Source organism: Streptomyces sp. NPDC127190 (assembly GCF_042672505.1).
In the GTDB taxonomy this organism is placed as follows: Bacteria; Actinomycetota; Actinomycetes; order Streptomycetales; family Streptomycetaceae; genus Streptomyces.
Window position 1 is genome coordinate 275,648 of record NZ_JBHXVE010000003.1, and the last position, 22,472, is coordinate 298,119.

General features: G+C 72.7%; 16 protein-coding genes. 7 read left to right on the forward strand and 9 right to left on the reverse strand.

Annotated features, from left to right (window positions below):
• Nucleotides 1–165: 165 nt before the first annotated feature.
• The gene (locus ACFVIU_RS06985; RefSeq protein WP_385841117.1) at nucleotides 166–2,886 is read left to right on the forward strand and encodes an exo-beta-D-glucosaminidase; all 2,721 of its coding nucleotides are present in this window, start codon (nucleotides 166–168) and stop codon (nucleotides 2,884–2,886) included.
• 42 nt (nucleotides 2,887–2,928) lie between these two features.
• Here ACFVIU_RS06985 and ACFVIU_RS06990 read toward each other — a convergent pair whose 3' ends face one another.
• The 4 genes from ACFVIU_RS06990 to ACFVIU_RS07005 form a co-directional block, all read right to left on the reverse strand.
• Complete coding sequence (locus tag ACFVIU_RS06990; protein WP_385841118.1) at nucleotides 2,929–4,395, reverse strand: hydrolase; 1,467 nt, start codon at nucleotides 4,393–4,395, stop codon at nucleotides 2,929–2,931.
• Nucleotides 4,396–4,562: 167 nt separating this feature from the next.
• The gene (locus ACFVIU_RS06995; protein WP_385841119.1) at nucleotides 4,563–5,339 is read right to left on the reverse strand and encodes a GNAT family N-acetyltransferase; all 777 of its coding nucleotides are present in this window, start codon (nucleotides 5,337–5,339) and stop codon (nucleotides 4,563–4,565) included.
• A 90-nt stretch (nucleotides 5,340–5,429) separates the two neighbouring features.
• Nucleotides 5,430–6,284 (reverse strand): GNAT family N-acetyltransferase, encoded by an 855-nt coding sequence (locus ACFVIU_RS07000; protein WP_385841120.1) that lies wholly within the window; start codon nucleotides 6,282–6,284, stop codon nucleotides 5,430–5,432.
• A gap of 198 nt (nucleotides 6,285–6,482) precedes the next feature.
• Nucleotides 6,483–7,172 carry a chaplin gene (locus ACFVIU_RS07005; RefSeq protein ID WP_385841347.1) on the reverse strand — a complete coding sequence of 230 codons (690 nt, stop codon included), beginning with the start codon at nucleotides 7,170–7,172 and terminating at the stop codon, nucleotides 6,483–6,485.
• A 313-nt stretch (nucleotides 7,173–7,485) separates the two neighbouring features.
• Here ACFVIU_RS07005 and ACFVIU_RS07010 point away from each other — a divergent pair, with 313 nt between their 5' ends.
• Nucleotides 7,486–9,120 carry an alpha/beta hydrolase gene (locus ACFVIU_RS07010; RefSeq protein ID WP_385841121.1) on the forward strand — a complete coding sequence of 545 codons (1,635 nt, stop codon included), beginning with the start codon at nucleotides 7,486–7,488 and terminating at the stop codon, nucleotides 9,118–9,120.
• Between the two features lie 51 nt (nucleotides 9,121–9,171).
• A complete protein-coding gene (locus tag ACFVIU_RS07015; protein ID WP_385841122.1) occupies nucleotides 9,172–9,696 on the forward strand; it encodes a DUF4232 domain-containing protein in 525 nt (174 codons plus the stop codon).
• 8 nt (nucleotides 9,697–9,704) lie between these two features.
• On the opposite strand, the gene asnB is transcribed toward ACFVIU_RS07015, so the two are convergent.
• Nucleotides 9,705–11,546: an asparagine synthase (glutamine-hydrolyzing) gene (gene asnB / locus ACFVIU_RS07020; RefSeq protein ID WP_385841123.1), complete on the reverse strand. Its 1,842-nt coding sequence runs from the start codon at nucleotides 11,544–11,546 to the stop codon at nucleotides 9,705–9,707.
• 276 nt (nucleotides 11,547–11,822) lie between these two features.
• Nucleotides 11,823–12,614, reverse strand: a complete 792-nt coding sequence (locus tag ACFVIU_RS07025; protein ID WP_385841124.1) for an alpha/beta fold hydrolase — start codon at nucleotides 12,612–12,614, stop codon at nucleotides 11,823–11,825.
• Nucleotides 12,615–12,770: 156 nt separating this feature from the next.
• Between ACFVIU_RS07025 and ACFVIU_RS07030 the strand changes: the two genes are divergently transcribed.
• Nucleotides 12,771–13,865: a chemotaxis protein gene (locus ACFVIU_RS07030; protein WP_385841125.1), complete on the forward strand. Its 1,095-nt coding sequence runs from the start codon at nucleotides 12,771–12,773 to the stop codon at nucleotides 13,863–13,865.
• 79 nt (nucleotides 13,866–13,944) lie between these two features.
• Nucleotides 13,945–14,970, forward strand: coding sequence for a Gfo/Idh/MocA family protein (locus tag ACFVIU_RS07035; protein WP_385841126.1), 1,026 nt, complete (start codon nucleotides 13,945–13,947; stop codon nucleotides 14,968–14,970).
• Here the strand turns inward: ACFVIU_RS07035 and ACFVIU_RS07040 are convergent.
• A complete protein-coding gene (locus tag ACFVIU_RS07040) occupies nucleotides 14,960–16,987 on the reverse strand; it encodes a phosphocholine-specific phospholipase C (protein ID WP_385841127.1) in 2,028 nt (675 codons plus the stop codon). The genes ACFVIU_RS07035 and ACFVIU_RS07040 overlap by 11 nt on opposite strands.
• A gap of 130 nt (nucleotides 16,988–17,117) precedes the next feature.
• Nucleotides 17,118–17,531 (reverse strand): SsgA family sporulation/cell division regulator, encoded by a 414-nt coding sequence (locus ACFVIU_RS07045; RefSeq protein WP_385841128.1) that lies wholly within the window; start codon nucleotides 17,529–17,531, stop codon nucleotides 17,118–17,120.
• A gap of 346 nt (nucleotides 17,532–17,877) precedes the next feature.
• On the opposite strand from ACFVIU_RS07045, the gene ACFVIU_RS07050 reads away from it, so the two are divergent.
• Complete coding sequence (locus ACFVIU_RS07050; protein WP_385841129.1) at nucleotides 17,878–19,305, forward strand: PP2C family protein-serine/threonine phosphatase; 1,428 nt, start codon at nucleotides 17,878–17,880, stop codon at nucleotides 19,303–19,305.
• A 51-nt stretch (nucleotides 19,306–19,356) separates the two neighbouring features.
• On the opposite strand, the gene ACFVIU_RS07055 is transcribed toward ACFVIU_RS07050, so the two are convergent.
• Nucleotides 19,357–20,850, reverse strand: coding sequence for a hypothetical protein (locus ACFVIU_RS07055; RefSeq protein ID WP_385841130.1), 1,494 nt, complete (start codon nucleotides 20,848–20,850; stop codon nucleotides 19,357–19,359).
• Between the two features lie 337 nt (nucleotides 20,851–21,187).
• Here ACFVIU_RS07055 and ACFVIU_RS07060 point away from each other — a divergent pair, with 337 nt between their 5' ends.
• Nucleotides 21,188–22,330, forward strand: a complete 1,143-nt coding sequence (locus tag ACFVIU_RS07060; protein ID WP_385841131.1) for an aminoglycoside phosphotransferase family protein — start codon at nucleotides 21,188–21,190, stop codon at nucleotides 22,328–22,330.
• Nucleotides 22,331–22,472 lie beyond the last annotated feature (142 nt).

Below are 22,472 nucleotides of genomic sequence, written 5' to 3' on the forward strand. Positions count from 1 at the left end.
GGGCGGACTTGCGGTCCGCCCGGGGAGGCTCTCGACGACTCCCGTCACCCTAGCGCACGGCAGGCACGCGCGTCGCCCGGCCAGGTTCGTTGACTCTCCCCGTGCCACTCCCTACCTTGAGCCGGATTTGTACGTTTTCCTCGCTTTTCGAGGGTTGGAGACTCCGTGTTCCCTCGCCCCGCCCCCGGCCCCCGCCACGCCGTCACCGCGCTGCTCCTCGCGACGCTGCTCGCGCTGACCACCGGAGCGTGGGCCGGCTCGCCGAGCGCGCGGGCGCCGTACCCGCCGGTCCCGCTCACCCGCGTGGCCGCCGCGGCCGGGACGAGCACCCCGCTCGCCGGGTACGCCGTGCGATCCACGGCCGAGGTGAGCGACTCGGCGGCGGCGGTCTCCTCCCCCGGCTATCCGACGCAGGGCTGGTACCCCGCGGGCCCCCGCTCGACCGTGCTGGCCGCGCTCCTCGCCGACGGCGTCTACCCCGACCCGTTCCGCTCCACCAACCAGCGGAAGATCCCGCGGGCCGACTTCGAGGTGCCGTGGTGGTACCGCGCCGACTTCACCGTCGAGGACACCACGCGCCGCACCTACCTCGACTTCAGCGGGGTCGTCTCGGCGGCCGACGTCTATGTCGACGGCCACCGGGTGGCGCAGGCGGCGGACGTCACCGGCGTCTACACCCACCACGAGCTGGACATCACCGCGCTGGTGCGGCCCGGCACCAACACGGTCGCCTTCCGCGTCCGGCCCAACGACCCGGACAACGACCTCACCATGGGCTGGCTCGACTGGCTCCAGCCGCCGCCCGACCGGAACATGGGCATCGTCCGGGACGTCCTGGTCCGCCGGGGCGGCCCGGTCGCGCTGCGCGACGCGCACGTCGTGACCCGGCTGGACGTGCCGTCCCTCGCCACCGCCGACCTGACGGTCCGGGCCCGCGTCCGCAACGACTCCGGCACCCCGGTCACGGCGCGGATCAGCGGCCGCGTCGCCGGCACGGAGCTGTCCCGGACCGTGCCGCTCGCCGCCCACCAGACCACGACCGTCGCCTTCTCCCCCGCCGACGTCCCGGGACTGCACCTGACGGCGCCGAAGGTGTGGTGGCCGGCCGGGATGGGCGGACAGCCGCTGTACGACCTCGACCTCACCGCGTCCGTGGCCGGTACGCCGTCCGACACCGCGCACGAGACCTTCGGCATCCGTGACGTCCGGGCCCCGCTCGACGCGGACGGCGCCCGCCAGTACCGGATCAACGGCCGCAGGCTGCTGGTCAAGGGCGGCGGCTGGGCCCCGGACGAGTTCCTGCGCTGGGACGACCGCTCTGCCGAGGACCGGCTTCGATACGCCGTCGACCTGGGCCTGAACACCCTCCGGCTGGAGGGCCACCTGGAGCCGGACGAGTTCTTCGCGCTGGCCGACCGCCTGGGCGTGCTCACCCTGCCCGGCTGGGAGTGCTGCGACAAGTGGGAGGGCGACGTCAACGGCAGCGAGGCCGGCCGGGAGTGGACCGCCGCCGACCACCCGGTGGCGAAGGCGTCCATGGCCGCGGAGGCGGCCCGGCTGCGGGACCACCCGAGCGTGCTGTCGTTCCTGATCGGCAGCGACTTCGCCCCCGACGCCAGGATCGAGCGGGACTACCTGGACGCCCTGAAGGCCGCCGACTGGAACACCCCGGTGATCCCGGCCGCCTCGGACAACTCCTCGCCACAACTGGGCAGTTCGGGCATGAAGATGACCGGCCCCTACGACTGGGTACCGCCCCGCTACTGGTACGCCAAGCGCGAGGGCGGAGCCACCGGCTTCAACTCGGAGACCAGCGCGGGACCGAGCATCCCCACCCTCGACACCCTGCGCCGGATGCTGACACCGGCGGAACTCGACACCCTCTGGAAGGAACCGGACACCCGGCAGTACCACCGCTCGCCGTCCCCGGTCTTCGGCACACTGGGGATCTACGACGACGCGCTCACCGGCCGCTACGGCGCCCCCACCGGCCTCACCGACTACGTCCGCAAGGCGCAGCTGGCCCAGTACGAGAACGTCCGCGCCCAGTTCGAGGCCTACCAGCGCAACGCCACGGACCGCACCGCACCGGCCACCGGGGTGATCCACTGGATGTTCAACAGCGGCTGGACCTCCCTGCACTGGCAGCTGACGGACCGCTATCTGGACCAGGGCGGGTCCTACTTCGGCGCCAAGAAGGCGAACGAGCCGCTGCATGTGCAGTACTCCTACGACGACCGCTCGGTCGTCGTGGTGGACAACCGGCACACCCCGGCCGGCGGTCTGACCGTACGGGCCACCCTGTTCGCCCCCGACGGCACCCAGAAGTACGACCGCACGGTCCGCGGTGTCTCGGTCGGCGGGGACGGGGCGCACACCACCGCGCTGACCCTGCCCTCATCGGTGAGCGGTCTGCCCCGCACCTATCTGCTCCGCCTGCTGCTGACCGGCGCGGACGGCCGGGAGACGGACCGCAATGTCTACTGGCTGTCCACCAGCCCGGACACGCTCGACTGGAGCAGTACCACCTGGTACTACACGCCGACGGACGACTACGCCGACCTCAGCGGCCTGGCCGCCATGGCCCGGGTACCGGTGGCGGCGACGGCGTCGACCGAGTCGTCCGGCGGCACGTCGACCACCACGGTCACGCTGCGTGCCACGGGCACGGGCCGTACCCCGGCGCTGCTGACGGACGTCCACCTCGTGGACGCGCAGGGCAGGCCGGTGCTGCCGGTGCGCTGGTCGGACAACGAGGTGAGCCTGTGGCCGGGCGAGTCGGTGACGCTCACCGCCACCTGGCGCACGGCCGATCTGCGAGGCGCCGCACCGCGGGTGCGGGTCTCCGGCTGGAACACTCCGGAGCAGACGGCGCCGGCCGGCTGACAAAAAAAGGGGGTGGGCCGGCAAGGCGGCCCACCCCTGTGCTCAGCTCACGTTGAGCGCGGTGTCGTCCACGACGAACGACGTCTGGTACTTGGAGCCCTCGGTGCCGGTGAACTTCAGGGTGACGGTCTGCCCCGCGTAGCCGCTGAGGTTGAAGCTGCGCTGGGTGTAGCCCGAGCCCGCGTTGAGGTTCGAGTACGTCGCCAGGGTGCCGAGGACCGTGCCCGAGCTGTTGAGGACCTGCACCTGGAGGGTGTCGTACGCCGTGCTGGTGGAGGTCTCCGCCGTGTCCACGTGCAGATAGAAGCTGAAGGTGGCCGTCGAGCAGCCGGACGGGATGGTCACCGACTGGGAGAGGGTGTCGGTGGTGGCGGTGCCGTAGCCGTCGAGCCAGGCGTAGTACGAGCCCGAGTGGGCCGCTTCGCCGGTCGAGTTGGTGATGACGCCGCTGTTCGCGCTCCAGGCGGTGCTGCCGGACTCGAAGCCGTTGTTGCCGAGCAGCTGGCCGGCGGTGCAGGACGTCGAGCCGCCCCCGCCGCCCCCGGTGCCGCCGCCGCTGCCGCTGCCGCTCGCGCCGGACAGCCACTCGGTGGCGTTGAGGGCAAGGGCCGCGTTGGTGGCGCCGGAGTCGTTCCAGCCGTCGTACAGCGTGTTGCCGGACTGGCCGGTGCCGTCGTCGATGGGCGAGCTGTCGCCCCAGAACGCGATGCGGCCGCTGCCGAAGGTGCTGGTCAGGAAGAACGCGCCGGTGTTGCCCGAGGAGCCGGTGCGGTACACCAGGCCCTTGACCGCGGGGTTGTCCGAGGGCTTGAGGGTGGCCGTGGTGCCGTCGGCGATCAGGCTCTTGGTGACGGTGCCGAAGGAGCCGTGCAGCACCGGGTTGGTGCTGTCGCTGATGGCGGGCGGGTAGTCGGACTTGACGTCCAGCGAGTCGATCGAGAAGCCGAACGGGTCGGTGGAGTCGACGCTGTTGTTCGACATCAGGTCGTTGAGGATCTGGACCGCGTCGTAGCCGTCGTTGTTGCGGTCGGCTCCGGTGTGGTCGGAGATCATGAACAGACCGCCGCCGTTCTTCACGAAGTTCATGATCGCCGTCTTCTCGGCGGCGGAGAACATCGTGTTGGGCTCCGGCAGGACCAGCGTGTCGAAGTTCGACAGGTCGGTCGTGGCGGAGCCGCCGTAGCTGAGGCTGGAGCCCGACGGCAGCGTCTTGAGGCTGTAGTTGCCGGTCTTCTGGAGCGCCACGCCCCAGGAGGACAGGGCGCCGGTCCAGTCCGTCTCGGCGGACGGGGAGGAGTTCTGGCCGAGCGGGTCGGGCTGACTGGTGGAGATGATCCAGTCGGCGTTGCCGGCCGTCTCGGCGTGGGCGTTGTCGAACAGGATGCGGTGCGGGGTCGCCGCGTGGGCGGGGGCGCTGGCGCCGACCTGGAGGGCGGCTCCGGTGAGGAGCATGCCCAGTCCGGCCAGGGCGGTGGTGAATCTGCGGCGGGATCTCCTGGATCCAGGCATCCGGCGAACCTCCATGAGGGGTGGGGAGACGGCGGTGGGGGCGCCAAGTCTGCGCGCGTAGAACCGGCTTGAGGGTTCTACACGCGTCGATTGATTGAAAGGTACATGGCATGAAGGCCCGGTGAACAGAAAGTCCCGGCAATAACCGGAGCGCGCCGGCCGGCGCGTCAGCCGCCGTACAGGTACGGCGTGGTGGTGCTGAGCTGGTGGAATCCGAGGCGCTGAAGGATCGGGCGGCTCATGGGCGAGGCGTCGACCTGGAGATAGCGGTATCCGTGTTCGGCGGCGACGCGGGCGCGATGGGCGACCAGGGCACGGTAGACGCCCCGGCCCCGCCAGGCCTCGACGGTGCCGCCGCCCCAGAGTCCGGCGAAGGCGGTGCCGGGCACCAGTTCCATCCGGGCGGCGCTGACGGGTTCGTCACCGGCGAGCGCGACCACGGCGACGACCGTGCCGGGGTCGGCGGCCAGCCGGGCCAGCAGCCGGTGCCGCAGCCGGCCGCCGTCGGTGCCGAAGGCCTGCTCGTGCACCGCGACGACGAGGTCGACCCCGGCCGGGTCGGTGGCCCGCACGAGCCGGATGCCGGCGGGCGGTTCGGCGTCCAGGGCCAGCCGGGCGACCTCGCCCACCAGCAGGGCCTCTTCCGGCTCGGGCCGGAACCCGGCAGCGGTGAGCCGGGCGCCGAGATCCTTCGGCCGGTCGTGGCCGTAGAGCTTCCACTCGAAGTCCCGGCCGAGGCCGGTGAAGCGGTCGATCTGGTCCTGGACGGCCCGGTCCGCGTCCGCCGCGTCCAGCCCGGACCACAGCACCCCGTTCCAGCCCTGCGGGCCGGCGACCTGGCGCACCACCCCGCCGGCCCGTTCGATCCGGGCCCCGGGGCCGTCCGGCCGTGCGCCCCGGCGCATCTCCTGGTCGTAGCGGGCGAGTACCGCCGAGTGATCCATACGGCCACTGCACCATGTCCGCCCCGGGCGGGCAACGCAATTCCCGATGGGCCGGGCGAGGCGGCGAACCGCGGTGCGGTTCGGGCGCCGTCAGCCCAGTTCGAGCGTGGTGACGCCGAACACGCGCTCCTGCGCGTGGGCGCGTACCGGGCCCGTGTACATGCGGGCCGTCTCGAACGAGGCGACGAGTCCTGCCGCTTCGGCGAGGGCGACGCCGGCCGTGTTGGGCTCGGGTACGTCGAGGGCGATCTCCTGGCCGGCCGCCTCGGCGGTGAGGGCGGCGAACAGGGCGCGGGCGTCCTCGGCGGTGTCCGCGAACAGTGGGCCGATGCGGAGGGTGTCATGGCCGGGGCGGATGACGCCGTAGCCGGTGAGGCGGCCGCCGTCGTGGCGGACCACGGCGCGGTGGCCGGGGCCGGTGAGCCACTCGGCGAGGAAGCGCGGGCGGTCGGCCGGGGAGCAGGCGCCGTCGTAGGCGGTGAGGGCGGCCAGGTCGCCGGGCTCGGCCGGGCGGACCCCGGAGGGGGTCTCGCTCTCGGGAGCCGGTCCGGTGAACCGGATGGTGCGGTAAGCGAGTTCGAAGCCGGACTGGCGGTAGTTGTCCTGCTGGGCGACGACCCCGTCCAGGCCGACCGTGCGGTCCCCGGCGTGGGCCAGCGCGGTCTTCCAGGTGGTGAGGCCGTGCCCCTGGCCGCGCAGGTCGGGCCGTACGAGATAGCAGCCGAGGAAGGCGTAGTCGGTGCCGTAGTTCACCACGGAGATCGCCGAGACCGGCTCCCCGTCGATCCGGCCGAGGAAGAACCCCTCGGGGTCCTGGGCGAAGAACGCGGGCCCGTCGGACAGTCCGGGGTTCCAGCCCTCCGCGGCCGCCCATCCGCTGATCACCGGCCAGTCGGCGAGGGTGGCCTGGGTGACGACGAGGTCATGGGGGGCCGGAGAGGTCATCGGTGCGCTCCGTTTCGGTCGGGGGTCATGGCTGACCTGCCGCATCCTTCCGGATCAACGGGGGCCGCGCCATGGGGAGATCGGCCGTTGCGGAGGTGCGCCGGCCGGCCTGGTCCCCCCGACCCGGCGGGCCGGCCGGTGCCCGCTCGCGCGTCCGGCGGACGGCCGTAGGCGCGGGCGGGCATCGTATGTGTCCGGTCAGCGGGTGCCGCCCTGCCGGAAGCGGCGGTAGAGGATGCCGCCCGTCAGGAGGAGCGCGGCGCTGACCGCGGCGGCGGGGGCCGCGAGGTCCGTGCCGGTGTGGGCGAGGGTGGTCACGGTCCGGGGCGGTTCTGCCGGGTGGAGCGGGGTGTGCCGGGGGTGCGGGGCCGGGTGGGCCGGCGGGGCCGACGGGGTGTGCGGGGTCGGCGGGGTGTGCGGGGCCGGTGGGGTCTGCGGGTGGCGGGGGGCGCGGGGCTGGTCGCCGGGGCCGTTCACCGAGGTGTTGCCCAGCACCGGGTTGGCCACGCCGACCACATTGACGCTGTTGCCGCTGATCTGGACCGGTACGTCGACCGGGAGCTGGACGCCGTTGCCGGAGACCACTCCGGGCGCGTCCTGGGCGCCGCCGTGCGCCGACGCCCCGCCGGACGCGGAGGCCCCGCCCGTGCCGCTGACGCCGGTGTCGGTGCACCGGTTGCCCGCGGCCGGGTTGAGCAGTCCGACGACGTTCACGGTGTTCCCGCACAGGTTCACCGGCACCTGCACCGGGAGCTGGATGCCGTTGCCGGAGACCAGTCCGGGCGAGTTCTGCGCGCTGCCGTCGGCGCCGGACCCGGCGGCCGCGAAGGCCCCGGACACCGGGAGCGCCACGGCCAGCGCGCCGGAGGCGGCGACGGCGGCGGCGATCACACCGTTTCGGGTAGCCCGTCCCATAGGTTCCCTGCCTTCCAGACATCGTCGCGGGCCATTCACCCGCACCCTGTAAAACGCAGGCGAACCGTCCGAGTTATGGCCAATCGGTCTTTCACCCCATCGAGTGGCACAGCTATCGAACCGCATGGAAAGCACACTGAATGATCACCAAAAGGGATGGAGAGAGCGAAGGGTACGGCACCCGGTGCCGTCCCGCTCGTCCGGAGGCGGGCCTTCCGGGGCCCGCTTAAGGTGATCCGAGGGCGTCGGCCCCGGCCCAGGACGGGCGCGCCCCGGGAGGCGATCGATGCTGGCCATGCTGTCCACACGGTCCGCCGTGCGGCGCTGCACGGGGGCCGGATTCCTCACCCTCGCGCTGCTCGGAGCCGGGCTGCCCGCGGCCGCGGCGACCCCGCCGCAGCCCGACCTGTCCCGGTTCTACCGGCAGAAGGCGGTGTGGGGTGCCTGCGCGGGCCCCGACATGCCGAAGGACCTCCAGTGCGCCAAGGTGACCGTGCCGCTCGACTACGCCCGGCCCACCGCGGGCACCCTGGACCTCGCCCTGGCCCGCTATCGCGCGACGGGCCCGTCCCGGGGCTCGGTGCTGCTGAACTTCGGCGGCCCCGGCAGCTCGGGCGTCAGCGAACTGGCCGCCGCGGGCAAGCAGTTCATGGACCTGACCAACGGCTACGACGTGGTCGGCTTCGACCCGCGCGGCGTCGGCCGCTCCTCCCCCGTCAGCTGCGGCGAGGGCACCGACGAGGCCGCGACGGCGACGGACGGGACCGCCGACCTCGCCCACCCGCAGGCGCTGCTCGCCCAGCTGCAAAAGGCCGCCGCGGCCTGCGCCCGGAACTCCGGCCCGGTGCTGCGCCACATAGGCACCGTGAACGCCTCCCGCGACCTGGACGTGATCCGCCAGGCGCTCGGCGACAAGAAGCTCAACTACCTCGGCTTCTCCTACGGAACCCGGCTCGGCGCGGTGTACGCGGCGCAGTTCCCGCACAAGGTGGGACGGATGACGCTGGACGGCGTCGACACCCTCACCGAGCCGCTGTCCGAGCAGGGCATCGCGGGCGCCGAGGGGCAGCAGACCGCACTGGACGACTTCCTGGACTGGTGTACGACGGATCTCGCCTGTCCGTTCGGGCAGGACCGGCGTGCGGCCGGGGACGAGGTCGTACGGCTGGTGCACTCGCTCGACGAGCACCCGGTGCCCACCGACTTCGGCGGCTCCTTCTCCGGCCAGGACCTGGTGGGCGCGATCGGGCAGGCGCTCTACAGCAAGCAGATGTGGCCCCTGCTGGAGCGGGCGCTGGCTTCGCTCACGGAGGACGGCGACACCCGGGGCGTGCTCGCCTTCTCCACCGGCGGCATCCGGCTCCCGCTCCGGAGCACCGGCGCGGGTGCCGGGCAGCGGCGGTACGCGGTGCAGGGCGGCCTGACCGATCCGCAGCACGTCCCCGCGGACAACCTGCCCGCCGCGCTGATGGCGATCGACTGCGCCGACGACCCCGACCGGCCCACCGCCGCCCGGCTCACCCGGGACCTGAAGGAGCTGCGGGCCGCGTACGACCAGGCCTCTCCGGTCTTCGGCCGCTACCGGCTCATCCAGCTGCTGATGTGCTACGGCAGGCCGCGGGGCACGGACTTCATCCGGGACCGGGTCAAGCAGGTGCACTCGGCGAAGATGCTGCTGGTGGGCACGCGCGGGGACCCGGCGACGCCGTACCGGTGGACGGAGGAGACGGCCCGGCGGCTCGGCCCGTCGGCGGTGATTCTCGACAACAAGGGCGACGGGCACACCGGCTACTCCTCCTCCACCTGTGTGCACCACACGATCGACGACTTTCTGCTGTACGGCACCCTGCCCGCCAGCGGCAGCTCGTGCCCGGCCGACGGCGGCGACTGGAGCGCCACCCTGGACGGCGCCGGCCGATGACCTCGCCGTCGCCGTCCCGCAGCCGGCCATGACCAGACCGGGAGGACCAGCATGCGTCCGCGCGCCTTCATCGCCGTACCCGCCGTGCCGGCCGTCGTCGCGGCCCTGCTGCTGACCGCGCCGCAGAGCCTGGCCGCGACCCGTCCCAGCCAACCGGTCCGCTGCGCCGAGCAGGTGCTGGCGGTCCGGGCGAGGGCCGCCTTGGCCGACCCGACCGTGGTGCGGCTGCGCGTCACCAACCGCGGCGTCCGCGCCTGCGCCGTCGACCGGGCGCCCACGGTGACCTTCAAGGGCCTGGACGGGGCCGCGCTGCCGGTGCCGACGGGTGGTTCCGGCGGCTACCGCCTCGCCGCGGGCGGCACCGCCTACGCCGACATACGGACCGTCGGGGACCCTGCGGACCCCGAGGTCCGCAGGGTGGACGCGCTCGGTGTGGCGGCGTCGGCGGCGCAGTCCGGCCGTTCCTTCACCGCCGCACGGCTGGGCACCGGCCGGCGGATCCTGGTGTGGGAGCCGGTGACGACGTGGTGGCAGCCGAGCGCGGCGGCCGCCGACCGCGCCATCGGACTGGGCTGACCGCGCTCTCAGCCGAGGACCAGTTCGGGTGAGTACAGGTCCAGCCAGCGGGCGAGGTGCAGGGTTCGTTCCAGGCCGTGCCGGGCCGGCTGGGTGGTGACCGGTGCCTCGCGCTCGGCGGCCTGCCGCACCCGCTCCCGGTCGACCAGGTCGAAGACGGCGTGGGAGGGGTCGGTGAGGAGGTCCTTGACCTGCTCCTGGAGGGCGCGGGCGTACCGCGGGTCCTGGGTGGACGGGTAGGGGCTCTTGACCCGCTCGTACACCGAGCGCGGCAGCAGGTCCGCGGTCGCCTCGCGCAGCAGGCTCTTCTCCCGGCCGTCGAAGGACTTCAGCGCCCACGGGGCGTTGTAGACGTACTCGACCAGCCGGTGGTCGCAGAACGGCACCCGGACCTCCAGGCCGACGGCCATGCTCATCCGGTCCTTGCGGTCGAGCAGGCCCCGGACGAAGCGGGTCAGGTGCAGATGGCTGATCTGCCGCATGCGGTACTCGAAGTCGCTCTCGCCGTCCAGGCGGTCGATGGCGGCGACGGCCGTGCGGTAGCCGTCGGCCACGTAACCCGACAGGTCCAGGGAGCGGGCGAGGTCGGCGCGCAGCACGTCGGTGTTGCCGCCGAAGTGCCGGGCGGACAGGGGGAGCCAGGGGAAGGTGTCGGCGCGCCGCGACTCCTCGTCGAAGAACTGGAGGTAGCCGCCGAACACCTCGTCGGCGGACTCGCCGGACAGGGCCACCGTCGACTTCTGCCGGACGGCGCGGAAGAGCAGCAGCAGCGAGCCGTCCATGTCGCCGAGGCCGGCCGGCAGATCGCGGGCGCGGATCACCTGGTCGCGCACGGCGGGGTCGGCGAGGTCCTGGGCGTCGAGCACGATGTCCTGGTGGTCGGTGTCGGCGAGCTTGACGACGTCGTGCACGAACGGGGTGTCGGGGGTGCCGCGCAGCTCGTCGGCGACGAAGTTCTCGGCCTGGCCGACGAAGTCCACGGCGAAGCTGCGCACCTGCTCGCCGTGTACGCCGAGCTGCCGGGCGGCGAGCGCGGTCATGGCGGAGGAGTCGAGGCCGCCGGAGAGCAGGGTGCAGCGCGGCACGTCGGCGACCAGCTGACGGCGCACGATGTCGTCGAGGAGCGAGCGGACGGTGGCGATGGTGGTGTCGCGGTCGTCGGTGTGCGGCCGGGTCTCGAGCCGCCAGTAGACGCGGGTGGTGAGACCGGAGCGGCCGACCGTGACGACCGTGCCGGGCTCCACCTCGTGCAGGCCGTCCCACACGGCGTGGCCCGGGGTCTTGATCTGGGTGAACAGCTCGCGCAGGCCGTCCGGGGTGACGCGGCGCCGGGCCAGCGGGTTGGCGAGTACGGCCTTGGGCTCGGAGCCGAACAGGACGCCGTCGGGGGTCGGGTAGTAGTAGAAGGGCTTGATGCCCATGCGGTCGCGGATCATCACGAGCGTGTCGTGCCGTCCGTCCCACACGGCGAACGCGTACATGCCGTTGAGGCGTTCGGCGACCGCGTCGCCCCACTCCAGATAGCCGTGCAGGACGACCTCGGTGTCGGAGTCGGTGGTGAACCGGTGGCCGCGGTCCTGGAGTTCCCGGCGCAGCTCGGTGAAGTTGTACGCCTCGCCGGAGTAGACCAGCGCGACGGTTCCCGCGGGGGTGGCGAGGGGCATCGGCTGGCGGCCGCCGGGGAGGTCGATGATGGCGAGCCGGCGGTGTCCCAGCGCGGCGGGGCCCTCGGCCCAGGTGCCGTGGTCGTCCGGACCGCGGCAGGCCATCGTCTCGGTCATCGTATGCAATGTGGTGGCCTCGGCGGTCAGGTCGCGGTCGAAGGACACCCATCCGGTGATGCCGCACATGCGCTGCCTCCTGCCTCCGGTCCCCTGGCGGCCCCCGCTCACCTGCGCTTCGGCGGAGTGCGGAGACCGGCCCGGAAACCAGTTGTATCGAGCACCTATATGACGACCTTCCGTCAGGCGGTCGGGAGCGGTCAACGCTGCTGTCACACGGACGACTCATTACCCCGCGTGTTTCGGCCGCGTTTTGCCTGCGGATGAGCAAGCGCTCTCCATGCCGGCGGACCGGAGACGCCGGGAACCGGCCACAGCTAAAAAGTTGACCAAGTGCGGGGCGGGTCAGGCCGGTTCCGCCATGTGCGCGGCCAGGAACCGCTCCAGCGCCGCCGTCAGCTCCGCCGGCTTCTCCAGGGGCAGTTCATGGCCGCCGTCCAGGATGCGCACGACCGCGTCGGGGCACGCCTTGGCCAGGCGCAGCACCTGGGACACGGGCAGCTGGACGTCGTGGTAGCCGTGCACCAGCAGGGTGGGCATGCGGATCTCGGGGGCCCGGTCGAGCAGGTCGAAGGCGCGCATGGCGCCGTAGAGCGTCATGACGACCTCGCGCGGGGTGCTGGCGGAGGCACGGATCTGCGCGCGGATCTCCTCGCGCGGATACCCGGGCCCGAAGGCTCGCTGGATGTTGGCGGCGACGAACAGCTTGAACGGCACCAGGGTGGAGGCTGCCATCAGCAGCCCGCGGCCCCGGCTGTAGGTCATCCGGCCGATGGAGTTGACCAGCACGAGCCGTTCCACGCGCGCGGGATGGCCGAGGGCGAGGGTCTGCGCGATCATGCCGCCCATGGAGTGGCCGATCAGCACGCACCGCTCCACCGCGAGGTGGTCCAGGAGGGCCAGGACGTCCTGTGCCAGCTCGGCGATCGTGCGCACCCCGGCGCCGGTGCTCTCCCCGTGGCCGCGCAGGTCGAGCCGGATCACCCGGCGACTGCCGGAGAAGTGCGCCATCTGATGGTCCCAGCGGTGCCGGTCCGCGGTCCAGCCGTGGACGAGGACCAGGGGCGCCTCCGGGGCGTCGCGGGGGCCTTCGTCGTCGTAGGTCAGGGCCGCTCCGGCGAGGTCGAGCTGTGGCATGGGGTCTCCTGGGCGGTCCGTGCGGTTCGGTTACTGACGGGTACGGTAACGGTCCGGGCGGCTCCCGTCACCGTCGTACCGCGGGGAGAATTCACCAGCCCCGTCGCCGGTATTACCCCGAATGCCGGACAGATGAATCGGTCCTATGGTGCTGTCATGGAGCACGCACTGAGTCCCGCGGCCCTCGCCGAACTGCGGCGTCCGCGTCCCTACCCGGCGGTGTCCGTGCTGACCCCGACACACCGCCGCGAACCCGAGAGCGGCCAGGATCCGGTCCGGCTGCGCAATGTGCTGACCGAGGCACGCAAGCGGCTGGAGTCCGACCCCGGCGTCACCCGCGAGCGGCGGGCGGAGGTCGAGGCACAGCTCGACCGCGCCCTCGCCGAAGTGGACCTGACACACGCCGAGGACGGCCTGGCGATCTTCGCCGCCCCGGGCGAGCACCAGGTCTGGTCCCTCGCCCGCAGCGTCCCGGAGCGGGTGGTCCTGTCCGACACCTTCCTCACCCGCAATCTCGTCGCCGCCCAGGCCGCCGAACGGCCGTTCTGGGTGCTGTCGGTCTCCTCGGACCGCGTCACGCTGTGGAGCGGCGGTGGTGACCGGGTCGTCGAGGAGCGCTCCGGGGGCTTCCCGCTCGTCCGCAGCCGGGAGAACTTCGACGCCGAGCGGCAGCAGCGCATCGGGGACGTGCCGAGCGCCTTCAGCGACGCGGACACCCGGCGGTTCCTGCGCCAGGCGGACACCGCGCTGAGCACCCTGCTGCGCGAGCAGCCCCGGCCGCTGTACGTCACCGGTGAGGAGGCGGCGCTGTCCCTGCTGGACCAGGCCGGCAGCGTCGCCCGGTGTGCCGTGCAGGTGCGCCACGGCGGCCTCGCGCACGCCGGTCCCGACGCCGTGTGGCAGGCGATCCGGCCGGTCATGGAGGCGGAGTCGGCCCGGGACACCACGGCCTTGCTGGACGAGCTGACCTCCGCGCGCGGTCACCGGACCTACGCCGCCGGGCTGGACGAGCTGTGGCAGAGCTCCCGGGAGGGGCGGGTACGGCTGCTCGCCGTGGAGGAGAACTACCGCGCCGTCGCCCGTGACGTCGGCGCGCATCTGGTGCCTTCCGAGCCCGGAGATCCGTTCGCCCGCGAGGACATCGTGGACGAGATCGTGGAGCAGTGCCTGGAAACCGGCGCGGACGTCCGCTTCGTCCCCGACGGCACCCTGGGCGACGCGGACGGGATCGCCGGCGTCCTGCGGTACTGACCGGTCCCCCACGGCACCGACCGCCACTCCCCCGGCCGCGTACGCTACGGCGTGATCGTCGGCCGAGGGGAGTGCGCGCGTGGGTGACCTGCTGGGCGTTGCGGTACTGGGGGCGGGCCATATGGGCGCCGACCATATACGGCGGCTTGCTCATGTGGTGAGCGGTGCGAGGGTGGCCGTGGTGGCCGATCCCGACCGCGCGCGGGCCGAGGCGGCGGTGGCGGGCCTGACGGGGGTCTTGCTGCACACCGACCCGCTCGCCGCACTCGACGCGCCCGGGGTCGAGGCCGTCCTGATCGCCTCCCCGGGCCCCGCGCACGAGGAGGCGTTGCTGGCCGCGTTCGCGCGCGGGTTGCCGGTGCTGTGCGAGAAGCCCATGGTGCCGGACTCCACCGGTGCGCTGCGGGTGGTGGAGGCCGAGGCGCGGCTCGGCCGGCGGCTGGCGCAGATCGGGTTCATGCGCCGCTACGACGCCGAGTACCGGCGGCTGAAGGCCCTGCTGGACGGCGGCGCCCTCGGCCGGCCGCTGATGCTGCACTGCACCCACCGCAATGTCTCCTCGCCGCCCGGCTTCACCAGCGCGATGCTCGTCAACAGCTCGGTCTCGCACGAGATCGACGCGGCCCGCTGGCTGCTCGGGCAGGAGCTGACGGCGGTGACGGTGCTGCGCCCCGCGTCGTCGGCGGGCGCCCCCGAGGGCCTGCTCGACCCGCAGTTCGTGCTGTTCGAGACCGAGCGGGGCGCGCTGGTCGACGTCGAGGTCTTCGTCAACTGCGGCTTCGGCTACCAGGTGCGCTGCGAGGCGGTGTGCGAGGCGGGCAGTGCCCGCATCGGCGACGCGCACACCATGGTCGTCACCACCGCTGGCGGCGCCCGGGAGGAGGTGGCGCAGGACTACCTCGTACGGTTCGCCGACGCCTACGACCGCGAGGTGCAGGCCTGGGTGGACGCCACCCGGCGCGGCCGGGTCACCGGCCCGGACGCCTGGGACGGCTACGCGGCCTCGGCCGTGGCCGAGGCGGGGGTCCGGGCGCTGGAGACCGGCGGCCGGATGGCCGTCGACCTCGCCCCGCGCCCGGACCTCTACAGCCAGGTCAGCCGCTGACGCTCGCGGCGCCCGTCTCCAGGTGTCCGGTGAACCGGCGCCACCAGGTCGCGTCGGAGTCCACGGTCACCGTGAAGTCGTACCAGCCGTTCTGGTACGCGACGACGTTGAAGAAGTCCTCCGCCGAGCCGCCCGCGGCGACCGTGTAGGTCCACGGGCCGTCGCTGCGGTAGTGGTGGGAGGTGATGGTGAACTTCACCGAGGACGTACCGGAGTTGGTCATCGTGAAGTAGACGGCGAGCTTGCCGGTGCCGGGCTCGACCGCGTACCGGCTGTGCACCTCGGCCGAGCGGCCGGCCTGGGTGGCGTCGCCCCGGAAGCGGCGCAGGAAGCGGTTGGGGCCGACCAGGGTCAGGTCGTACGTGCCGTCGCCGAAGCCGGTGCCGATGTTGAAGGAGTCGGAGGCGGTGCCGCCCGCGTCCACCGTGTACTGCCAGGGCGTGGTGTCGCGGTAGGCGTTGGGGTGGAGCGAGAAGTGGGCGGCGCGGGTGGCCGGGCCACCCTGGTTGGCCAGGGTGATCCAGGCGAGGATCTGCCCGGAAGCGCCGAACTCCAGCCGGTCCAGGTAGCCGTTCGGCTGGTACGGCAGGGCGCGGGCGGGCCGGGTGCCGGACTCCTGGGCGGGCAGCGCGTTGTCCGTCGGCACCGGGTTGGGCAGCGGGCCGCAGGTGCCGATGCCGATCACGCCGGTCGCGGGCAGGGACACCGGGCCGTACACGGGGTTGGCGAAGTCGAAGACGCCGGTGAGGTCGCCGCTGACCTTGCGCCGCCAGGCGCTGATGTTGGGGCAGCCGGCCGGTGTGCCGAGGGCGGCCGTCCAGGTCTCCAGGAAGCGCAGCACCGAGGTGTGCTCGAACACCTCCGAGGAGACCCAGCCGCCACGGGTCCAGGGTGAGACGACGATCATGGGTACGCGGAAGCCGAAGCCGTAGGGCACGCCGTTGAGGAACTCGCCGGGCGTCCCTGCGGGCGGCGCCGGCGGGGGCACATGGTCGAAGAAGCCGTCGTTCTCGTCGTAGTTGAGGAACAGCACGGTCGAGTCGAACACGTCCTGGTCGGCGGCGAGGGCCTGGTAGACGAGGTTGACGAAGTGCGCGCCGTCGCCGGGCGGGGCGTAGGGGTGCTCGGAGAAGGCCTGGTTCGGCACCACCCAGGAGACCTGCGGGAGGGTGCCCGCGAGCACGTCGGCCTTGATGGCGGCGGCGATGTCGTCCGGGGTGGAACCGGTCGCCTTCGGCACCGAGGCCATCCCGCGGTCGTAGAGCGGGTCGCCGGGCTTGGCGCTGGTGAACTTCTTGAAGTAGGCGCAGCCGTTGTCGCCGTAGTTGTCGGCCGCGTTCTGGTAGACCTTCCAGGTCACTCCGGCGCTCTGGAGCGCCTCCGCGTAGGTCTGCCAGGTCAGGCCGGACTCGTCGCCGCCGTCGTAGGAGGTGGAGTCGACCTTGCCGCTCCACAGATAGGTGCGGTTGGGGCCGGTGGCGCTGAGGGTGGAGCAGAAGTAGGCGTCGCAGACGGTGTAGTTGTCGGCGAGCGCGTAGTGGAAGGGGATGTCGGAGCGGTCCAGGTAGCCGAGCGAGCGGACGTTGCCCACGCCCGCGACCCAGTTGTCCAGGCGGCCCTTGTTCCAGGCGGAGTGCTGCGAGGACCACGAGTGGGGCAGGTCACCGCTGCACTGGGCGAGGGTCTCGCCGTCGGCGCCGCCCGCCGACGGGGTGGCGCTGAGCTTCCACGGGTACTGGCGGGCCGGCCCGTTGGGCTGGTCGAAGACCGAGTGGCCGCCGGCGAGGGTGATGCCGCTGCGGTCGCCGAAGCCGCGCACCCCCTTCAGCCGCCCGAAGTAGTGGTCGAAGCTGCGGTTCTCCTGCATGAGGATCACCACGTGCCGGACGTCCTTGATCGTGCCGGTCGCCGTGGTGGCCGCCGCGGCGGACGCGCGGGTGCCCGCGCCGCCCAGGGCCACGCCCGCCGCCATGGATGCGCCGAGGCCCACGAAGCCTCTTCGGCTGATCGGTGTCATTCGCCCCGTCCTCGTCACGGGAGTGCCCCTGCGGCACACCGCGCGCAAGGGTGCCCGCGGCGTCCGGCGAGGTCCATACCCGTGCGGTGAGGCGGAGGTGAACAAGAGTCAAAACCGTGCCGGGCGTGGCTCACACCCCGCCGAACAGGGCGCTCAGCCCCCGCTCCACCACGCCCGCCAGGTCCTCCTGCCCGGCCGCTACCACCTCGTAGCTGCGCCCGAGGAAGCGGCGCAGCGCGGGGGCGGAGAAGTGCAGCAGCGCCAGCCCGTAGGGCGAGTGGAACTCCAGCACGGTCCGGGTGTGCCCGGAGGGCCAGATCTGCACGTCCCCGTGACCGGCCGGGGCCCTCAGCCCCTGGTCGAGCAGCGAGCGTGCGAAGGTCCAGGTGACCTCCTCACCGTCCAGGGCCGCCTCGGCCGGGAAGTCCACGAAGACGGCCAGCGGATCGTCGGTGGTGTAGCGAAGGGTGGCCGAGACCGGGACCTCCAGGTCGTCGGCGGTGACGAGGCGGGCCAGGACGGGCTGTTCGACTATGGTCTCCATGCCTTAATGGAGTGCGTGAGGGCCCTTCGCATGCCGCCGTTTCCGGTCAGACTTCGACATGTACAGGCCGTTGACGGCACCATGGAACACCAGCACGTCGAACACCTGGTTGAGCATGTCGAGGAAGTCCGCGAACTCGGCGCAACTCCCGTAGTTCTTCTACGACTTGCTCCGCCGGACGCGTACGTCATCCGTACCTTCGGATCGCTCCGGCAAGACTCTGGCATATGCCGGAAGCATCGCCGTATCGTGTGGTGCCAAATCCCTTACGGGGCGTCGTCGGCTGTGCGACAGTCGTAGCGGTCCCCGTCCCTCCCGCCGCCAACCTCCCCCATCGGAGTGCGTCATGCCGTCCCCAGTCTCCGCGGACCGCCCAGCCGCCCAGCCGCCCGGACGCGGCTCGGTCGAGGCGCTGATAAGGCAGGCGCGGCGGCTCAAGGGCGAGGTGGACGCCGTACGGCGGGACACCCGGAGCGACGGTGCGGACCCGGAGGAACGCTGGCAGCGCGCCCTGTACGACCTGGCGCTGCACCAACTCGACGACATCGACGCCCACTTGGCCCAGCTCCGGGACGGCCCGGAGCCGGTCCCGCCCGCCCCCGCCGAGTCCCCCGCCGCCGCGCCGGCCGCCGGCGCCCCCCGCGGATCGCTGCTCAGCCGGGTCGGCAGCGCGGAGTGGAACCTGCTCACCGACGAGGCCACCTGGTCCGGGGAGCTGTACCGGATCCTCGGCCGCGACCCGCTCTCGCCCGCCCTCACCCTGGACGAACTTCCCTCGCTGCTCCTGGAGGAGGACCGGCCGAAGCTCACCGCGATGGTGACGGACTGCCTGGTCGACGCCAGGCCGATCGACGGCGAGTTCCGGATCGTACGGCCCGACGCCTCGGTGCGGACCGTGCACATGATGGGCGAGCCGGTGCTCGGCGCCGACGGCAGCACGACCTCGATGTGGGCCGTGCTGCGGGACGTCAGCGAGCTGCGCCGCACCCAGCGGGCGGTGCGCGAGACCCGTGACTCGCTGCACCGGCAGCGCGGCGAGCGGCAGACCGAGCACCGGATCGCCGACGAGCTGCGCGAGGCCGTGCTGCCCCCCTGGCGCGGCTCCCTGCGACTCCCGCACCAGGGCCCGGGCATCCTCGACCTCGCCGCCCACCGCCTGCCGGCCGCGACCGAGACCCTGATCGGCGGGGTCTGGTACGACGCGCTGGAGCTGCCCGGCGGCGAGACGCTGCTGAGCGTCGGCGACCTCACCGGCCACGGTGTGGCCGTCGCCTCGAACATGGCGATGCTGCTCGGCGCCGTACGCGGCATGGCCATGTCCGGCGCCCGCCCCGGGCAGCTCCTCACCCTGCTCAACCAGTTACTCGACACCACCGTGCAACCGGCCCTCGGCAGCGCCGTCTGCTGCCGCTACCACCCCGGGACCGGCACCCTCGTCTGGGCACAGGCGGGACACCCCGCCCCGCTGCTGTACCGCGACGGCACGGGGTGCGTGCTGAACGCGCCGGACGGCGTGCTGCTCGGCGCCACCTCGGGCGCCGACTACGGACAGGCCGAGGTCACCCTCGAACCCGGCGATCTGCTCCTGCTGCACACCGACGGACTCGTCCCGGGCCACGACGGGCCGGCTGCCCTGGACCGGTTGCTCGGCCTCGCCCCACGGTTCGGCGCGGCGCGCACCGCGCGGGACTGTGTGCGGACGGTCGTGGAGGAGTTCGGCGGCACCGGACGCGAGGACGACGCGTGTGTGCTCGTCGTCAGGGTGACGGGCTGAGCCGAGCCGCCCGCCGGTCCGACGGCGCACGGGCTCCCTGTGCCCGTGCGCTCACGCCTGTGCGCTGTTGTCGCCCTTCTGCCGCGGCTTGGGCAGGGCGAGCTTGATCTCCTCCCGCAGTTCATGGATCTTCGGGTAGCCGGAGTACTCCGCGCTCAGCCGGTACATCTGGCGCAGCCGGTCCCAGGTGCGCCGCGAGGAGTTCGAGCCCATCGACATCAGGGCCAGCCGGGCGTACCGGTAGGCCTGTTCGGGGTCGTCGGCGATGAAGCAGGCCGAGGCCATGGAGAGATGGTCGAAGATCTTCGACCGCTCCCGCCCGTCCACCCGGAGCGCCAGCGCCTTCTCCGCGTAGTACTGGGCGTGCACGGCCGCTCCGGGGTCGAACTCGGCCAGCGTGCGGTAGGCCAGGGCCTGCATGCCGTACAGGTCCTCGTCCTTGAAGGTCTGCATCCAGTCCAGCGGTTCCCCGTCGCCCCGGTCGGCGACGAACATGTCCTCCGCCTGCCCGAGCGTGCGGCGCATCGCCTGGCCCTTGCCCATCGACGCCTGCGCCCAGGCCTCGATGGTGTGGAACATCGCCTTGGTGCGGGGCTGGAGGCGGTCCCCGGCACCGGACTGGGCGAGCTTCATCAGGTCCAGCGCGTCGTCCGGCCGGCCCAGGTGCACCATCTGCCGGGCGGCCCGGGACAGCGCCTCGCCGGCCCGCGGCCGGTCCCCGCCCTCGCGGGCGGCATGGGCCGCGATGACGAAGTACTTCTGGGCCGTGGGCTCCAGACCGACGTCGTGCGACATCCAGCCCGCGAGGACGGCGAGGTTGGCGGCGACGCCCCACAGGCGGCGCTGGAGATGGGGTGGGTGGTGGTAGGCGAGCATGCCGCCCACCTCGTTGAGCTGACCGACCACCGCCTTGCGTTGCAGCCCGCCGCCACGGGCCGCGTCCCAGGCGCGGAACACCTCGACCGAGCGCTCCAGCTCCTCGATCTCCTGCGATCCGATGGGGGCGGCCTCATAGCGGTCGAACCCAGCGGGGTCGGCGTGCAGCGGGTCGTCGAGGACAGGGGCGTCGGCCTTGAGGGCCGGGTCGGTGTGCAGCCAGTCGTACATGGCGCTGCTGAGTGTGGATCCCGCGGCGAGCGCGGCACCCGCGCCCACCAAGCCGCGTCGGTTGAGCATGAGGTCCATTCCCGTGAATTCGGTGAGGACCGCGGCGGTCCGTTCGGGCGCCCACGGCATACCGTCGGGGTGTTCCTCGATCCCGTCGCCCTGCCGTTTCCCTGCACGCCCGTGCCGTACCAGACCGAGGTCCTCGATGGTCACGACACGGCCGAGTCGCTCGGTGAACAGCGCCGCCAGCACCCGCGGCACGGGATCGCGCGGGATCTCTCCCATGTCGATCCACCGCCGCACCCGCGAGGTGTCGGTCGACAGCTGGGGGTGACCCATGGCCGCCGCCTGCTTGTTGACCAGTCTCGCGAGCTCGCCTTTCGACCAGCCGGCCAGGCCGAACAGGTCCGACAGTCGGGTGTTGGGTTGTCCGCTCACTCAAGCCCCCAGGTTCTCGGCTGAGTTGACAGTAGCCCCGCGGAGGTTGCCGGGCGACTATTCGCCACGCTTCGCCAGGGTCCGCCAGATGGTGTGCCACTGGCCATCGGGTGTCAGGTAGGAATGCGCCACCCCGACCCGGTCGCCCGTCCTCTCCGAGACATCGGAAAGACGGCAGGGCGGCATATGACGGGCACATTCCCCAGGGTGTGCCCGGGCGGCCGGGACGGGTTGCGCGCACGGAATTCCGCACGGAGCTCCGCACAGCGTTCGGTGCGGAGGTCCGCTCGGACGTTCAGGCAGGCACCGCAGGCACACGAAGGGATCTGTATCTCCCATGTACGCAGCATCGTCCTCCGTGTCCGCCCCGACCCGGCCGCTGCGCACCCGCCCGGCGGGCGGCGGACCGTTCCTCGACCCGGCGGCGCGGCCGGGCGGCCCCGTCCCGGTCGTGGGCCGGCCCCGGCGGATCCCGGGTCAGCCCGGCACCCAACCGCTCAGCGGAAGACTCGACCTGTCGGGCCCGCAGGGCGCGCAGCTGCGCACCGCGATCGCCGCGGTGCACCGGATCTGCCCCGAGTTCGCTCCGGTGCAGGTCCTGCGGCGGAACGGACGGTCCGTCCTCCTCGTCGGGACGACCGGGCGGAGCACGGCCGTCGCCAAGTGCCTGCTGGACCAGTCGCCGGCCTGGGCGGAGCGGAGCCGCCACGAAATAGCCGCATACCGCTCGTTCGTCCGGCACCGGCCCCCGGTCCGTGTGCCCCGGCTGATCGCGGCGGATCCGGACAACTGCACCCTGGTGATCGAGCGGATGCCGGGCCGGCCGGTGGCCTTCCAGCGGCATCCGACGGAGGCACCGTCCCGGACGGACATCCGGACCGCGCTGGGCGCGGTCTGCCGGGTGAACGCCTGGCGGCCGCCCGCGGGCACCTTCGACATGCCGCTGGACTACGGCGCCCGGATCACCCGCTACCACGATCTGGGCCTGCTCACCGACCGGGACCTCGGCGACCTGCAAAAGCTGCTGCACGGCATCGCCCACGAGGTGGGGCGGCACGGCATGCTCCAGTTCAACCACGGCGACGCCCTGCTGTCGAACATCCTGCTCTCACCGGCCGGTCCAGTGCTGGTGGACTGGGAACACGCGGGCTGGTACCTGCCGGGTTACGACCTGGCGACGCTGTGGCTGGTCCTCGGGGACGCGCCGGCGGCCCGGCGGCAGATCAGCCAGATCGCCCAGTCGGCGGGACCGGCCTCCCGGGACGCCTTCCTGGTGAATCTGATGCTCCTGCTGACCCGGGAGATCCGCACCTACGAGACGGCCGTGCAGCGTTCGATGCACGAGTCGGCCCCGGCGGCGGGCCCGGCCCACCCGGGGGCCGCGCCGTCCGGTGAGGAACAGCGACTGCTGCTGCGGCGGCTGCACGACGACGCCCAGACGGCCCGCAAGGCCGTCCGCGCGGCCGTCGGCACTCGCTGACGGGGAAGGAGGGTGCGGGGGGGGGGCCCGCCGCGGGCGCCCCCCCCCCCCCGGCGTGGTCCCCCCCCAGGGGCCCCCCGTGCGCCCACCCCGGGCGCAGCGCCGCGGCCCCGGGGGCGGGTGGTCGCCGGGCCCCCCCACC

Bases quoted from the DNA above. Each gene is read 5' to 3' on its own strand.
- ACFVIU_RS06990 (WP_385841118.1), bottom strand. From the start codon at position 4,395: ATGCCTGGATCCAGGAGATCCCGCCGCAGATTCACCACCGCCCTGGCC.
- ACFVIU_RS06995 (WP_385841119.1), bottom strand. From the start codon at position 5,339: ATGGATCACTCGGCGGTACTCGCCCGCTACGACCAGGAGATGCGCCGG.
- ACFVIU_RS07000 (WP_385841120.1), bottom strand. From the start codon at position 6,284: ATGACCTCTCCGGCCCCCCATGACCTCGTCGTCACCCAGGCCACCCTC.
- ACFVIU_RS07010 (WP_385841121.1), top strand. From the start codon at position 7,486: ATGCTGGCCATGCTGTCCACACGGTCCGCCGTGCGGCGCTGCACGGGG.
- ACFVIU_RS07015 (WP_385841122.1), top strand. From the start codon at position 9,172: ATGCGTCCGCGCGCCTTCATCGCCGTACCCGCCGTGCCGGCCGTCGTC.
- asnB (WP_385841123.1), bottom strand. From the start codon at position 11,546: ATGTGCGGCATCACCGGATGGGTGTCCTTCGACCGCGACCTGACCGCC.
- ACFVIU_RS07025 (WP_385841124.1), bottom strand. From the start codon at position 12,614: ATGCCACAGCTCGACCTCGCCGGAGCGGCCCTGACCTACGACGACGAA.
- ACFVIU_RS07030 (WP_385841125.1), top strand. From the start codon at position 12,771: ATGGAGCACGCACTGAGTCCCGCGGCCCTCGCCGAACTGCGGCGTCCG.
- ACFVIU_RS07040 (WP_385841127.1), bottom strand. From the start codon at position 16,987: ATGACACCGATCAGCCGAAGAGGCTTCGTGGGCCTCGGCGCATCCATG.
- ACFVIU_RS07045 (WP_385841128.1), bottom strand. From the start codon at position 17,531: ATGGAGACCATAGTCGAACAGCCCGTCCTGGCCCGCCTCGTCACCGCC.
- ACFVIU_RS07050 (WP_385841129.1), top strand. From the start codon at position 17,878: ATGCCGTCCCCAGTCTCCGCGGACCGCCCAGCCGCCCAGCCGCCCGGA.
- ACFVIU_RS07060 (WP_385841131.1), top strand. From the start codon at position 21,188: ATGTACGCAGCATCGTCCTCCGTGTCCGCCCCGACCCGGCCGCTGCGC.